Origin of the sequence: Streptococcus sp. 1643, from assembly GCF_006228325.1 — a bacterium.
GTDB lineage: Bacteria > Bacillota > Bacilli > Lactobacillales > Streptococcaceae > Streptococcus.
In genome coordinates this window covers 721,350-734,232 of sequence record NZ_CP040231.1, presented here as the reverse complement: position 1 = coordinate 734,232, position 12,883 = coordinate 721,350, and the positions used below count along the sequence as shown (strand labels likewise).

The following is a 12,883-nucleotide window of genomic DNA, read 5'->3' as shown; positions in this document are numbered from 1 at the left end:
ACATTTTACTCTGCAATCAAGGTTTCCAAACCAACCTTCATCATATCAGTGAAGGTATTTTGGCGTTCTTCTGCCGTAGTGTCTTCATCTGGATTGACCAAGCTATCAGAAATGGTCATGATAGCAAGTGCATCAACGTGGTGTTGGGCAGCAAGATAGTAAAGAGCTGCTGCTTCCATTTCCACAGCCTTAACTCCCCATTTACCAAGTTCGATGTTCTTTTCAAAGTAGTTTGAGTAAAAGACATCTGATGACAAGACGTTCCCAACGTGGGTGGTCATACCAAGATCTTTGGCGATATGGTAGGCCTTGTCTAGCAAGTCAAAACTTGCAATTTGTGGAAAATCATACTGTGGCCAGTCGTTACGGATGATGTTTGAATTGGTTGCAGCTGCTTGCGCCAAAACCAATTCACGGACATGAACATCCTTGTTTAACGAACCCGCAGTTCCCACACGGATCAATTTCTTTACACCGTAGTCCACAATCAACTCACGCGCGTAAATCGAAATGGATGGCATCCCCATCCCAGTTCCCATGACAGATACACGGTGGCCCTTGTAAGTACCAGTGTAGCCAAACATGTTACGCACTTCGTTAAAACAAACAGCATCTTCAAGGAAGTTTTCCGCAATAAATTTCGCACGAAGAGGATCCCCAGGAAGAAGAATTTTATCAGCAATTTCACCTTGCTGAGCAGCAATATGGATAGACATAGTTTATGATACAAAGAGCGAGAAGAAAACGACTGAAAATTAGGAATTTGACGAGAAATCCTGATTTCTCAGTCAGATTATCTATTTTCCGAGTTTTCCGCTCGTGTTCAAATTAGAACACTTCGCTCTACCTTTCTTTTTGTATATTTAGGATAGCTACAGAGAACAAAGTAAAAATAGGAAACTGACGACGCATCGCAGATGCTAGACAGTTTATCTTTTTTACACAGTTCTCCGCCCGTATTCAGTTCAGCGAATACAAGGAGCCCATCCTTTCTTTAATTTATATTTGATATTTAGAAAGATACCAAACCCGTCAAAAAGCGAAGGGAAAATTGGAGTTGGGTGCAGTGTGCGATGCTCACTAGACCAACTGTCTTTTTCCCACTGCTTTTAGGGTGGGTTCAATTCCTTTCTTTCTTAATTTTGATGACAAATAGGTGAACAGCACGGGCTCAATTTAAACCCAAACTACCTAGCTTTCAATTTTTTTAGAAAAGTTTTCCGCTCGTGTTCAAATCAGAACACTTCACTCTACCTTTCTATAATAAGTATTGATTACAATTCAGCAAGAATCGCTTTAAGCAAGCCTTTGAAATCACCTTTGACACGTTCAGTCACTTCTACAACTTCCTCGTGGTTGAGTTCTTCTTGGAATCCTGCAGCATGGTTAGTAATACATGAAATACCGAGAACTTTCAAGCCTGAGTGGGCTGCCACAATCACTTCAGGAACAGTGGACATACCAACTGCATCTGCTCCCAATGTCTTATAGGCACGAATCTCTGCAGGTGTTTCATAAGTCGGACCGGTTACACCGATATATACACCTTCATCAAGCTTGATACCGAGTTTTTTAGCCACTTCATGAGCAGTAGCACGGTATTCTGGTGTGTAGGCTTTAGACATATCTGGGAAACGTGGACCAAAATCATCCAAGTTTTCACCCATCAATGGGTTTTGCCCCGTCATATTGATATGGTCTGAGATAGCCATCAAGGTACCAGGACCAAATCCAATACCTCCAGCTGCATTGGTTACAATGACACCTTCACATCCGAGTACTTTCATTACACGTACTGGGAAAGTCACGACTTCAAGAGGATTGCCTTCGTAGAAATGGAAGCGTCCTTGAAGAGCCAAGACCTTGCGCCCTGCAAGTTCACCATATACCAATTTACCAGCGTGCCCAACTACTGTAGAGCGGCCCCAGTTTGGAATGTCTGCATAGTCTACTACAACTGGATTTTCGATTTCTTCTGCCAATTCTCCAAGTCCTGATCCAAGGATTAGACCGAACTCAGGCGCTAGGATTCCCTTGTCTTTCAGGAAGGCAGCTGTTTCATTGATTTTATCTAAAAATGTCATTGTGTCTCCTTTATTATTTTTTTATCATTTGACCGATTTTGTCAAAAGTTTTAGCATTACGAATGGTGATTTGGCGGTAGAAAGGCATCTTGAGTAAGTATTTGTGATAGGCAGTTGCATAGTAGGATTCCTCAGAGAATTTCCCCCAGAAAATTCCAAGTCTTCCAAAATGAACGACTTCATCTTCCAGTTCCAAACTGTTCACTTTCTCGATGACTTGAGCCACATCCAATCCCTCCGTGTAGAAGAGGACATCTCTTCGTGCCAAATCTTTGGTCCACCATTCAGGCAGATTTTCAAGTTCCGCTTCAAAGTCCTCAAGACTCAACAAAGAAAAGCTCTGAATAAATGGATAATGGATTTCAAAGAAAGCCTCTAACTTTTCAACCAATCGGGCTTTGGGGTCTGTCGAAGTAAAGAAAATATTGCCACTGTTGATGTAGGTCTCAACCTTTTCCAGTCCCAACTCTGTCAGTTCTTGACGAAGTTGCGCCATGACAACCTTATTTTTCCCACCGACATTAATTCCCCGAACAAGTAAAGCATATCGCGTCATCTTATACCAATTTATCTAAGAAACTTTCCCCAATCATGGCAGTTTCAACACCAAAGTTATCCGCAACTGTCGCTGAGATATCTGCAAAGTGTCCAACTGGAATGACACCATTCCCCTTAAAGCTAGGGCTGTAAGCTAAAAGTGGGATATATTCACGAGTGTGGTCTGTTCCTGCATAGGTTGGGTCATTTCCATGGTCAGCAGTAATCAAGAGAAGGTCATCCTCTCTCATAGCTGCGATAATTTCAGGCAAGCGTTCATCGAACTCATGCAAGCAATCACGGTAACCGTGTGGGTCACGACGGTGGCCATATAGGGCATCGAAGTCTACCAAGTTTGTAAATGAGAATCCTTTTTCAAACTCAGCAAGCCCCATAGTCTTCAATAGTGTATCAATTCCATGGCTATTTGACTTGTTGTGTCCCATGTCATGATTGATTCCTGCACCGTTAAAGATATCGTTGATTTTACCCACAGCGTACGTATCGATGCCAGCTTCGTTCAATTTATCCAAAACAGTTGGGGCAAACGGGGATACAGCCAAGTCACGACGGTTTGCTGTACGAGTGAAGTTACCTGGTTCACCAACATATGGACGGGCAATGATACGACCTAGAAGGGCAGGACGCTCAAGGGTAATTGAACGAGCGTATTCACAGATTCGGTACAATTCATCCAAAGGAATGATGTCTTCGTGGGCAGCAATTTGCAAAACAGGGTCAGCTGAAGTATAGATAATCAACTCCCCAGTTTCCATTTGACGTGGTCCGAAATCATCGATAACAGCCGTACCTGAGTAAGGCTTGTTGGCTTCACGAATGACCTTACGTCCTGAAAATTCTTCGATTTTCGTCAAAATTTCTTCTGGGAATCCGTTCCAGAAAGTATCGAAAGGCTCCGTAATGTTAAGTCCCATGATTTCCCAGTGACCAGTCATAGTATCCTTACCAAGGGATACTTCTTCCAATTTTGTTGCATATCCAGTTGGATTGCTCTCAGCTGGCACAGTCTTAAGAGGAGTTTCACGAGGAATATTTCCTAGACCGATTTTAGCCATGTTTGGCACATTCAAACCAACTGTTTTGGAAATGTGTCCTAGTGTGTCAGAAGCTCCATCTGGAACCCCTGCATTGACAAAGTTATTAGCATCTGGTGCAGCACCGATTCCTACAGAATCCAGTACTACCAAGTGAATACGATTAAATTTTGACATAGTGTGTCTCCTTTTATTTCCCTTTTCTTGAAGTTAAAATCTGAACACAGTCTCGTCCCGCTACGATGACCTTATCCACCATTTGGTTGAACAAGCCATGCTCTACGACACCAACGACATGGTCCAATTCTTGCCCGAAAGCAATTGGATCTTCAATGACATCCAAGGCTAGGTCAATGATAAAGTTCTGCATATCGGTCACAAAACGTTGGCCGTCTTTTTCACGGAAACTTGGTTTGTAGCCAGCTCGCTCAAACCGACGAAAGACCTGTTCTGCACCATACTGAACTACTTCCACAGGCAATTTAAAAGCACCTAGTTTCTCTACCAGTTTGCTTTCATCAACCACCCAAATGTATTCTTTTGAGGGCGTTGCCACAACCTTCTCCATCAGAAGGGCACCACCTCCGCCTTTGATTCCGTTAAACTGGCTATCTACTTCATCCGCCCCGTCAACCGTCACATCAACAAAATCCACTTGATCAATCGACTTGAGCGGGATGTTAAGTCCTTCAGCCTGTTTACTGGTCACACTGGAAGTTGTCACAGCAGTAATCTGCAAACCTTCTTCCTTAATCCGACGGCCTACTTCCTCTACGAAATAGTAGGCAGTAGAGCCCGTTCCAAGTCCGACTACCATGCCATCCTTGACAAACTCAGCAGCCTTGATACCTGCCATTTTCTTCAGATTTTCCACTCAAACACCTCCATTAAAGAGCTATTTTTATTATAACATGTATCCGTTTTTATTTCATGGATACACTGGAAAAACCCGAACATTTTTATTTCGGGTTTTGGTGTCCTATTTAACCATATCTGGATCGTAATCATAGAATCCTGTATCGAGAAAACGGTTTTTAGGGTGTAACTTGCGCACTTCCTCATCTAACAAGAAAGCTTGGTCATGGCTAAAGTTGCCCTCTTGGATTAAGCCACGCGCTTGAATAAAGAGTTTAGCAATTTCTACAAAATTCTGACCTGGGGTGTAAAGTCCTTCAAGTTTCCAGTGAGTAAAGCCATGCTCCACTAGTTCTGTCAATTTGGTCATCAAATCAAGGTCGTTATTTGCAAAGATGTGGGTGCCATGATTGTCTTCAAAGATAGAGTAATGGCTCTCTGGATCACTTGGTTCAGCCAAGAAGAGGTCACGTTTACGTGTCTTTTCATCATCGATGTGCGTGAAGTTATAGTAGTTTTGCAAGAGCGGACGCTTAGAATGGTGAATGACACTAGCCCCATAAACCAATACTTCAGCAGGAATTTCCAAAATCTCAGGCATCTTGAAGAGCTCAGCAGATGGAATTTCACGCGCCAAAACAGCCTCAGAGGCCCCTGCCTTTTGACCCCAGAAGTTAATTTGACGACTACTTGTTACCATGGTTGAAGCATCATAAATGGTTTTAAAGGAATAGCCATCACGGTTTACCACGTAAAAGACACCTGCATCTCCTACTGTAATATAGTCTGTCTTGATTTCTTCCAAGAAGTCTAGGAAAGGCTTAATACGGTCCATCATGTCTTGGTGCATGAGGGCGTTGACTGCAACGATCAACTCCTTACCCCCATCATGAACGAGCTTAGCGATGGTGCGTAACTCTTCATAACTAAAGGTTGTTGGCAGACGAAGGCCAAAATCTTTCTCACCAACATAGATACGGTCTACGCCAGCTTCTAGTAACTGTTCAACTTGTTCAATACTTTCAGCAGTTGCTGTAATGATAATCTTTTCCATAAGAAAAATTATACCACATTTCTCAAAAATCATCTATGGGTACTGATAGTTTCACAAAAAGTTAAACTTATTTCTATCTTTTCCAATCAAAAAAGTGAACAGTAACTTGTACTATTCACTCTATTTTATGCATGTGTTTCTTCAACTAGGTGGCCATCGTTCATGACATAAATACGGTCAACCTTATCAAGAAGACGAGTATCATGCGTAATCATAACAACTCCTCTACCTTGTTCATGAGCAATGGCAGCCAACATCTCCGTTACTTGGTAAGCACGCTCGGTGTCTAGACTGGCTGTCGGCTCATCTGCAAGCACAATGCTTGGATTGTTATAGAGCGCTCTAGCAATCGCTGCACGTTGACGTTCGCCACCTGATAAAGCCTTTGGATACTGATCTTGTACTTTTTCCAAATCCAACAGGTCAAAAAGCTCTTTTCGATCACTTTTACTATTTTTTCCCTTATCCAGTCTGTTAATCAAATCCAGCTGTTCCTTGACTGTTAGAAAAGGAATTAGGTTTGAAGCCTGGAGAATGAAACCAAACTCTCTAAAACGGAGGTCTGTTTTCTCCTTCTCCGTCAAACTGCCTGTTTCCTTCCCCTTTACCAAAATTTTTCCACTCGATGCTTCCTGAAGTTGTCCTAGAGTCGTTAGAAAGGTCGTCTTTCCAGATCCAGAAGGCCCGACGATAGCCACGAACTCTCCCGCATTTAGCTGAAAATTCGTCTCATGCAGGGCTACGACTTTCATCTTTCCTTCCCCGTAGGTTTTTGTCACTTGAGTCATTTCAATCAATGCTGTCATACTATTCTCCTTATCATTCTGCAATCGCAGTAATCGGGTCCACCTTTAACAAGCGTGGAAGTGAAATGACACCACCTAGAAGGGCCATCATGGAAATTACCAAACTTAGGACAGAGTAAGCTATCCAACTTGGATAGAAAAAGAAGGTAGCTGGTAAGACTAAAATCACTCCTCCGATTGCCAGCAAGGCTAAAGCAATCCCCATACCAGCTAGGAGGAAGATTTGACAGAAAAGGGACCATACAATGGTTTTGATCTGTATCCCTTGAGCCCGCATTATTCCATAAAGGCCTAGTTTTTGGATAGTAATGATATAAACAAAAATCCCCACAATCAAGCCAGTGATAACAATCATAGCAAGAATCATACCTGAAAATACATTAACCTGAGGTGTGTAACCAGGAATTTTTGATATCATTTTTGGAATGGAAATCTGCTTCAGTCCATCCCCGACCACTTTTATATCATTTTTCAATACCAAGGCAGAGATGGAACGATTGGCTTTCAAGGTTCCTTGTAAGGTCCAATAAGTTGTCAGGCTCGTAAAGACAACAGGCTCGGTGAAAAATTTATTTCCTTGAGTCAGGCCTACAATCTTGTAACTTGAATCGCTTCCATTCAGTTGAATGGTATCACCTAGCTTCATCCCATAGTTCTCAAAGGACTGATCCACGACAACCTCATAATCTCCTTCAGGATAACGACCCTCCGTCAAACTAGGAGAGATAAAAGCGTCCCAGTCTTGAGCAAAAATGGAAACATTGACCTTTTCACTACCATCGACTAGATTGGTCACAGCGAACATATAGCCCAATGGAGCAGCCTCTTCAGAACTCTTTTCCTTGTAGTCCTTTTCAGGAATAAAGGATGCCGTCAAATTATCATTTGCGTAGTCGGATAAAACGACACCCGTCGCTTGCCAATTATCAATAGCTGCTCGGTTGTTTCGCACAAGACCAAGAGCTAGACTGGTCATAAAAAAGACCATAAAAGCGATAAGAAAAATGGTAGTTAGAATCAAACTATATCGAAGTTTGTTTCGTACTATTTCTTTGATAGCAAGATACATGCTTATCTCCTTTAACATTTCCCAAAGGTAGTTTAAAAGCCACCCAGTCCAATAGACAGAATCTCTGTCTTATCATCCATTCAAAACAACTCCTACCAATACTCTTCAAAAGTATCCAGGTAGCAACTTAACAAATCATCTTAGGAAAAAGCCTCAGCTTGCTATCAATTTATATAAGTTTTCCTTTCCTTTCTCAGTATATTTATAATTAAGAAGGTCAGGTCATCTGTTTTAAGTGTAACATCCATGCTATCATTTTCTCTAGTGGGTGTCAAGAAGAGAGACTTATAAGTTGATAAGAGACTTTAGTAGTTTTGTAACAATTCTGTAATAATTCTCTGCATAAAAAATGATAAAATAGTTATGTACTGTTAAGGAGAGAATCATGTCCGCAAGAAAATTAGAAGCTTATGAGTTTGAACAAGCTCCCGAATTAAAACAAACTCCGCTTTACCAAGATTACACACCTGAAGCCCCAGTTGGCCCTAACCTAAAAGAGATTTTATTTTTTGTAAATATCGCTTGTTTCTGTATTTTTATGGCACTGTTTAGTTTTATCTTTTTAGCTTTAAAATTAAATACAGCCTTATCCTTTGTCGCTGCAATAGGTCTTAGTTTCGCCCTTTTACAACTTCAACGAAAGATAATGAAACGAAAATTTTCAAAATAAAGGTTGGTACTACTACCAACCTCTTTTCTAGTTACCAAAAAAGACAGTCATATAACTGTCTTTTTTTATTTATTCTTACGTTTTGAAGGAGATTGAATAGCGATTTTAACTTCAAAAATTGTTCCTCTAGGTTTGTTATCTTTGACGCTAATCGTTCCTCGTAAGGCATCTACGATCTGCTTGGCTAAAGATAGTCCAAGACCAAAGCCACCTTTCTGACGAGTTCTTGCCTTGTCTACACGGTAAAAACGGTCAAAGATTTTCTTCTTATCAGCAGCTGAGATTCCAATTCCGTTATCCGTTACTGTTAGATAGAGGTGACGATCTGTAGCATGAACTACGAACTCAATTTTCCCATCTTCTTCGGTATACTTGATGGCATTGTCAAATAAAATGGTCATGAGCTGTTTTAGGAGCAACTGATCGGTCATGAAGGGACGATAAATCCGATTTTCATACTCAAAAATACGATCATTTTCAGAAGCAATCAACTCATAGTTAGCAAAGGTCGTCTTTAAGAACTGTGGTGATACTTCTGCTATTTCTGGTTTAATTCCATCATCTCGACGTGCAAGGTTGAGAAGATTGGTCGTGAGGAAGCGCATGTTGCGAACCTCTTCAAGACTGGAAGCGATACTTTCGCTGGATTCCATGATGGTTGCCTCTGGTTTTCGAAAGAGATTTTCTAAACGATTTTGTAAAACGGCCAAAGGCGTTCTCAGTTCGTGACTCGCATTTTCAACAAAGGACTTCTGCTTTTGCATGCTTTCCAGTAGCGGTTTGACACTGACACGTGCCAGGTAAACACTAGCAATTAAAGACAGGAGCCAGAAACTAGCCATGACTACAACAATTAAATGCTCGTGATTTTGGCTGATTTGCTCAAGCTGGCTGGTATTGATTAGAACCGCCGCATATTTGACATTACTTGATACGGTGGAAGAGTTGGTTTCCATCAAGACCATTCGATAGGTTTCTTCCTGACCATAGCTGTTGAAAACTTGGATTTGCCGAATATGATTCAACTCTTTCTTGTCCAGTTTGATCTTGTCCAAGCCTAAAAAGCGATTACCCAGTAAGAGTTGGTTAAAATCCTTGTCAAAAAGCAAAACTTCTGTATTGGAGCTAACATTGGGCTTGATTTCAGCCTTGCTGGCATCCGCTGTTGCTGGTTGAATATCCTTGACTTCCTCAGTTGCCCGATTAAGGGCTAACTGGATAACAGCTTGAGGACTACTACTAAGGGCTTGGAGTTTTTCATCTACAGAAGTGTAGAGACTCGAGTGCATGACCTGAAGGATAATCAAGGTCATAGCAGAGAAAATCAGGGTGAACACTCCGAAGTTTCGAATGAAATAGCTGAAATCATCCGCATACCATGTTTTTTTTAGTTTATTGAACATCTTTTAAAATATACCCGACACTACGCAAGGTTTGAAGATTTTCAGCAAAGGCTGTCCCCTTCAATTTCTTACGAACTTTTGAAACATAGACTTCTACAACGGAAATAGTCGTATCGCTATCAAATCCCCATAGACGATCAAAAATTTGTGTCTTGGGAAGAATGACATTTTGATTTTGAAGGAAGTAAACCAATAACTCAAACTCTTTTCCGAGCAGTTCCACAGGCGTATCTTCCACTTTTACTTCATTCGTTGAAAGGTTGACGACAACATCCCCATAGGTCAAGGTATTTTCGTTAAACTTGCCTGAACGTTTGAGAAGGGCTTGAATCCGCATTTTGAGTTCTTCTAGGTAGAAAGGTTTGGTGAGGTAGTCATCCGCTCCCAATTCAAATCCATGCCCCTTGTCATCCAAACTTTCCTTAGCAGTCATGATAAGGACAGGAGTTGTAATTCCTTTTTCACGCAATTCTTTCAAAACTTGGAAGCCATTTTTTTCAGGCAACATGAGGTCAAGCAGAATCAAGTCATAAACACCACTTTCTGCTTCGTAGAGCCCCTCTTCTCCATCAAAGACCTGCATGACATCTGCAAAATCATCCAAAAAGTCAAATACTGAGTTTGACAGGCCCAGGTCATCTTCTACTAATAAGATTTTTATCATCAGAAACTCCTCCTTGTTATGATTATTATACCAAAATTGCCTTAAAAAAAACTCAACTCTCTCTTCTTTTCAGATAGAAAGTTGAGTTTTTGTTTACATTTTGAACGAATTAAGCTTTGGCATATTGGGCTACAACAGTTTCGACTGCTGCTTTCTCACGCTTAATCAAGTCAACACGCGCTGCGATATCCTTGATTCCCATCTTGATATTACGGCTAAGAGCGAGGTCAGAGAGTTGTGGTTCAAAGAATTCCTTGTACTCTGCCAAGCGTTGCTCTGTTTTAAAGATGTGTGATGGGAAGATGACAAAACTATCAAAGCTCATATCCCCACCAAGGGCCGCCTTGATCCAATCCCAGTTTTCACGCGCCCAAACCCAAACAGTTTCTTGAGTAGCCTTGTGTCCAAGGAATTGGAGATACCAAGAAGAAAGGTCCTGTGGTTTGACCACAAATTTATCTTTCCATGAGTCAATCAAGGTTTGGATATTGTCCGCATCTGTACTGTAGGCTAGAGCTGCTGCCAACTGGCGTTTGAAGACCGCATCCGTTGCATGAGTGTAGAGGTCCAGATAAGTTACGACCAAGTCCTTGGTCTCATGGTGTTTCATTTCATTGATGAGCACTTGAGCACGGATTGCTGCTGGAAGGCCTGCAAGATTCTCCTTGTGAGCTGCAAAGATTTGACTAGCGACTTGACTAGCTTCTGCTTCATTTGAGCGAATCATCATGGAAATGGTCAACTGACGAACCAATTCATCTTCATCTGATTCCCCATCTTTGGCTTCAAAACCAAGACGGTCATAGTTGTGACGAGCCAATTTAGCAACGAGTGTGTTAAAGGCTTTCTCAGTTTCTGTTCCTTCATCGATAAAGCGCTCAAGGGCAGCAATCACTTGAGAAACAGCTGAAACTACCAGATAAGACTCTTCCTTAGCAAGTTTTTCAAGTACTGGAAGCAAGTCTGCATAAGAAATGTGCCCTGCCTCAGCCAACAAACGACGTTCTTGAACAATTTGCAGTTTGCTTGTGTTATCAAGTGTCTCTAGCTCAGCAAGAACAGCTTCTAACAAGTCTCCTTGATAGTCGGTAATATAGTGGGCAGTATTTTCAGTGTTGAGACGAAGAGCCCCTTCATTTTCAGCAAGAAGAGCTACGTAGCCAGGGATTTCGATACTTTCAGTTTCGAGTGTATCTGGCAAGCCTTTCCAGTTGCTGTTGAGTGGCACAACCCAGAGACGGTTCTTGTCTTCGTGCTCACCGATAAAGAATTGTTTTTGCGAAATCTTCAAGACGTCATTTTCAACTTTGACAGTGAGAACTGGGTATCCAGGTTGTTCCAACCAAGAATCCATGAAGGCTGCAACATCACGTCCTGATGCTTGTCCGAGAGCATTCCAAAGGTCACGACCAATGGTGTTGCTGTACTGGTGCTTTTCAAAGTAAGCATGCAAGCCTTTAGCGAAATCAGCATCTCCGAGCCAACGGCGAAGCATGTGCATGAGACGGCTTCCTTTGGCATAGACGATAGCGCCATCAAAGAGCGTATTGATTTCATCTGGGTGTTTAACTTCAACATGGACAGACTGAACACCATCCGTCGCATCGCGTTTAAGTGCCGCTGGAACACCACCTGTTTGGAAATCTTCAAAAATATTCCAACTTGGCTCGATGGCATCGACACAGACGTATTCCATCATGTTAGCGAAGCTTTCATTGAGCCAGAGGTCATCCCACCATTTCATAGTAACGAGGTTACCAAACCATTGGTGAGCCAACTCATGTGCTACAACTAGGGCAACTTGTTGACGGCTAGCAAAGGTTGAGTTCTCATCCACAACCAAGTAAACTTCACGGTAGGTTACCAGACCCCAGTTTTCCATTGCACCCGCTGAGAAGTCAGGGAGGGCGATATGGAGAGATTGAGGGATTGGGTACTTAACTCCGTAGTAATCTTCGTAAAACTCGATTGAGCGAACAGCAATGTCCAATGAGAAGTCAAGGTTTGATAGTGGATGTGCTTTGGTCGAGTAGACACCTACGAGGGTACCATTTTTAGTTTTAGCGGTAACCCCTTGCAAGTCACCAGCTACAAAGGCCAACAAGTAAGATGACATACGAGGTGTTGTCTCAAACTTCCAAATACCTGTTTCCTTGCGGTTATCCACATCAATCTCAGGCATGTTTGACAAGGCCAACTCACCTGCTGCTTGGTCAAAGCGAAGAGCGAGATCAAAGGTTGCTTTGGCTTCTGGCTCATCTACACACGGAAAGGCTTCACGCGCAAAGTGGCTTTCAAACTGCGTAGACAAGACTTCCTTCTTGATACCATCTACTGTGTAGTAAGAAGGGTAAATCCCTGTCATGTTGTCTGTAATTTTTCCTGAAAAGGCGATGACCACTTCAACTTGACCGGCCTCAGCCAATTCGATATGAAGGGCTTCATTTTCATGATCAACTGTAAATGGACGAGCTTGACCCGCAACTTCTACAGAAGCGATTTCCAAATCTTTTTGGTGAAGGGAAATACGGTCACTCTTGGCTTGACCAGTGATGGTCACCTTCCCAGAAAAGGTCTTGGTCTCACGACTCAAGTCCAAAAATAAATCATAATGTTCAGGAACAAATTGCGTAATAAAATGTTCAACTGCTTGCATAGTTTTCTCCTATTCTAAGTTTAAGAGTTT

11 protein-coding genes and 1 pseudogene are annotated in these 12,883 nt (G+C 42.0%); 1 reads left to right on the top strand and 11 read right to left on the bottom strand.

Going from position 1 to position 12,883, the window contains the following annotated elements:
* Window positions 1-5 precede the first annotated feature (5 nt).
* The 8 genes and pseudogenes from deoD to FD735_RS03945 form a co-directional block, all read right to left on the bottom strand.
* Window positions 6-716 (bottom strand): purine-nucleoside phosphorylase, encoded by a 711-nt coding sequence (gene deoD, locus FD735_RS03980; protein ID WP_139658542.1) that lies wholly within the window; start codon window positions 714-716, stop codon window positions 6-8.
* 558 nt (window positions 717-1,274) lie between these two features.
* The gene (locus FD735_RS03975; protein ID WP_139658541.1) at window positions 1,275-2,084 is read right to left on the bottom strand and encodes a purine-nucleoside phosphorylase; all 810 of its coding nucleotides are present in this window, start codon (window positions 2,082-2,084) and stop codon (window positions 1,275-1,277) included.
* Window positions 2,085-2,640, bottom strand: a pseudogene (locus tag FD735_RS03970) (DUF1697 domain-containing protein); the annotation flags it as partial.
* Between the two features lies 1 nt (window position 2,641).
* Window positions 2,642-3,853, bottom strand: coding sequence for a phosphopentomutase (locus FD735_RS03965; protein ID WP_139658540.1), 1,212 nt, complete (start codon window positions 3,851-3,853; stop codon window positions 2,642-2,644).
* Between the two features lie 13 nt (window positions 3,854-3,866).
* Entirely contained in the window at window positions 3,867-4,550 is a 684-nt protein-coding gene (gene rpiA, locus FD735_RS03960) for a ribose-5-phosphate isomerase RpiA (RefSeq protein ID WP_139658539.1), read from the bottom strand.
* Between the two features lie 105 nt (window positions 4,551-4,655).
* Window positions 4,656-5,585, bottom strand: coding sequence for a peptidase U32 family protein (locus tag FD735_RS03955; RefSeq protein WP_139658538.1), 930 nt, complete (start codon window positions 5,583-5,585; stop codon window positions 4,656-4,658).
* A gap of 125 nt (window positions 5,586-5,710) precedes the next feature.
* Entirely contained in the window at window positions 5,711-6,391 is a 681-nt protein-coding gene (locus tag FD735_RS03950) for an ABC transporter ATP-binding protein (RefSeq protein WP_139658537.1), read from the bottom strand.
* 13 nt (window positions 6,392-6,404) lie between these two features.
* The gene (locus FD735_RS03945) at window positions 6,405-7,460 is read right to left on the bottom strand and encodes an ABC transporter permease (RefSeq protein WP_139658536.1); all 1,056 of its coding nucleotides are present in this window, start codon (window positions 7,458-7,460) and stop codon (window positions 6,405-6,407) included.
* A 385-nt stretch (window positions 7,461-7,845) separates the two neighbouring features.
* Here FD735_RS03945 and FD735_RS03940 point away from each other — a divergent pair, with 385 nt between their 5' ends.
* Window positions 7,846-8,130 (top strand): DUF3270 domain-containing protein, encoded by a 285-nt coding sequence (locus FD735_RS03940; RefSeq protein ID WP_139658535.1) that lies wholly within the window; start codon window positions 7,846-7,848, stop codon window positions 8,128-8,130.
* A 65-nt stretch (window positions 8,131-8,195) separates the two neighbouring features.
* On the opposite strand, the gene FD735_RS03935 is transcribed toward FD735_RS03940, so the two are convergent.
* From FD735_RS03935 to FD735_RS03925, 3 genes are all read right to left on the bottom strand, one after another.
* The gene (locus tag FD735_RS03935; protein WP_139658534.1) at window positions 8,196-9,533 is read right to left on the bottom strand and encodes a cell wall metabolism sensor histidine kinase WalK; all 1,338 of its coding nucleotides are present in this window, start codon (window positions 9,531-9,533) and stop codon (window positions 8,196-8,198) included.
* Window positions 9,523-10,197: a two-component system response regulator CiaR gene (gene ciaR, locus FD735_RS03930; RefSeq protein ID WP_000590635.1), complete on the bottom strand. Its 675-nt coding sequence runs from the start codon at window positions 10,195-10,197 to the stop codon at window positions 9,523-9,525. Before ciaR ends, FD735_RS03935 begins: the two co-directional genes overlap by 11 nt.
* A gap of 109 nt (window positions 10,198-10,306) precedes the next feature.
* A complete protein-coding gene (locus tag FD735_RS03925) occupies window positions 10,307-12,853 on the bottom strand; it encodes a M1 family metallopeptidase (protein WP_139658533.1) in 2,547 nt (848 codons plus the stop codon).
* Between the last annotated feature and the right edge of the window lie 30 nt (window positions 12,854-12,883).

What these genes read in the sequence shown, in the direction of transcription:
- deoD (WP_139658542.1), bottom strand. Translation starts at nt 716, where the DNA reads ATGTCTATCCATATTGCTGCTCAGCAAGGTGAAATTGCTGATAAAATT.
- FD735_RS03975 (WP_139658541.1), bottom strand. Translation starts at nt 2,084, where the DNA reads ATGACATTTTTAGATAAAATCAATGAAACAGCTGCCTTCCTGAAAGAC.
- FD735_RS03965 (WP_139658540.1), bottom strand. Translation starts at nt 3,853, where the DNA reads ATGTCAAAATTTAATCGTATTCACTTGGTAGTACTGGATTCTGTAGGA.
- FD735_RS03955 (WP_139658538.1), bottom strand. Translation starts at nt 5,585, where the DNA reads ATGGAAAAGATTATCATTACAGCAACTGCTGAAAGTATTGAACAAGTT.
- FD735_RS03950 (WP_139658537.1), bottom strand. Translation starts at nt 6,391, where the DNA reads ATGACAGCATTGATTGAAATGACTCAAGTGACAAAAACCTACGGGGAA.
- FD735_RS03945 (WP_139658536.1), bottom strand. Translation starts at nt 7,460, where the DNA reads ATGTATCTTGCTATCAAAGAAATAGTACGAAACAAACTTCGATATAGT.
- FD735_RS03940 (WP_139658535.1), top strand. Translation starts at nt 7,846, where the DNA reads ATGTCCGCAAGAAAATTAGAAGCTTATGAGTTTGAACAAGCTCCCGAA.
- FD735_RS03935 (WP_139658534.1), bottom strand. Translation starts at nt 9,533, where the DNA reads ATGTTCAATAAACTAAAAAAAACATGGTATGCGGATGATTTCAGCTAT.
- ciaR (WP_000590635.1), bottom strand. Translation starts at nt 10,197, where the DNA reads ATGATAAAAATCTTATTAGTAGAAGATGACCTGGGCCTGTCAAACTCA.
- FD735_RS03925 (WP_139658533.1), bottom strand. Translation starts at nt 12,853, where the DNA reads ATGCAAGCAGTTGAACATTTTATTACGCAATTTGTTCCTGAACATTAT.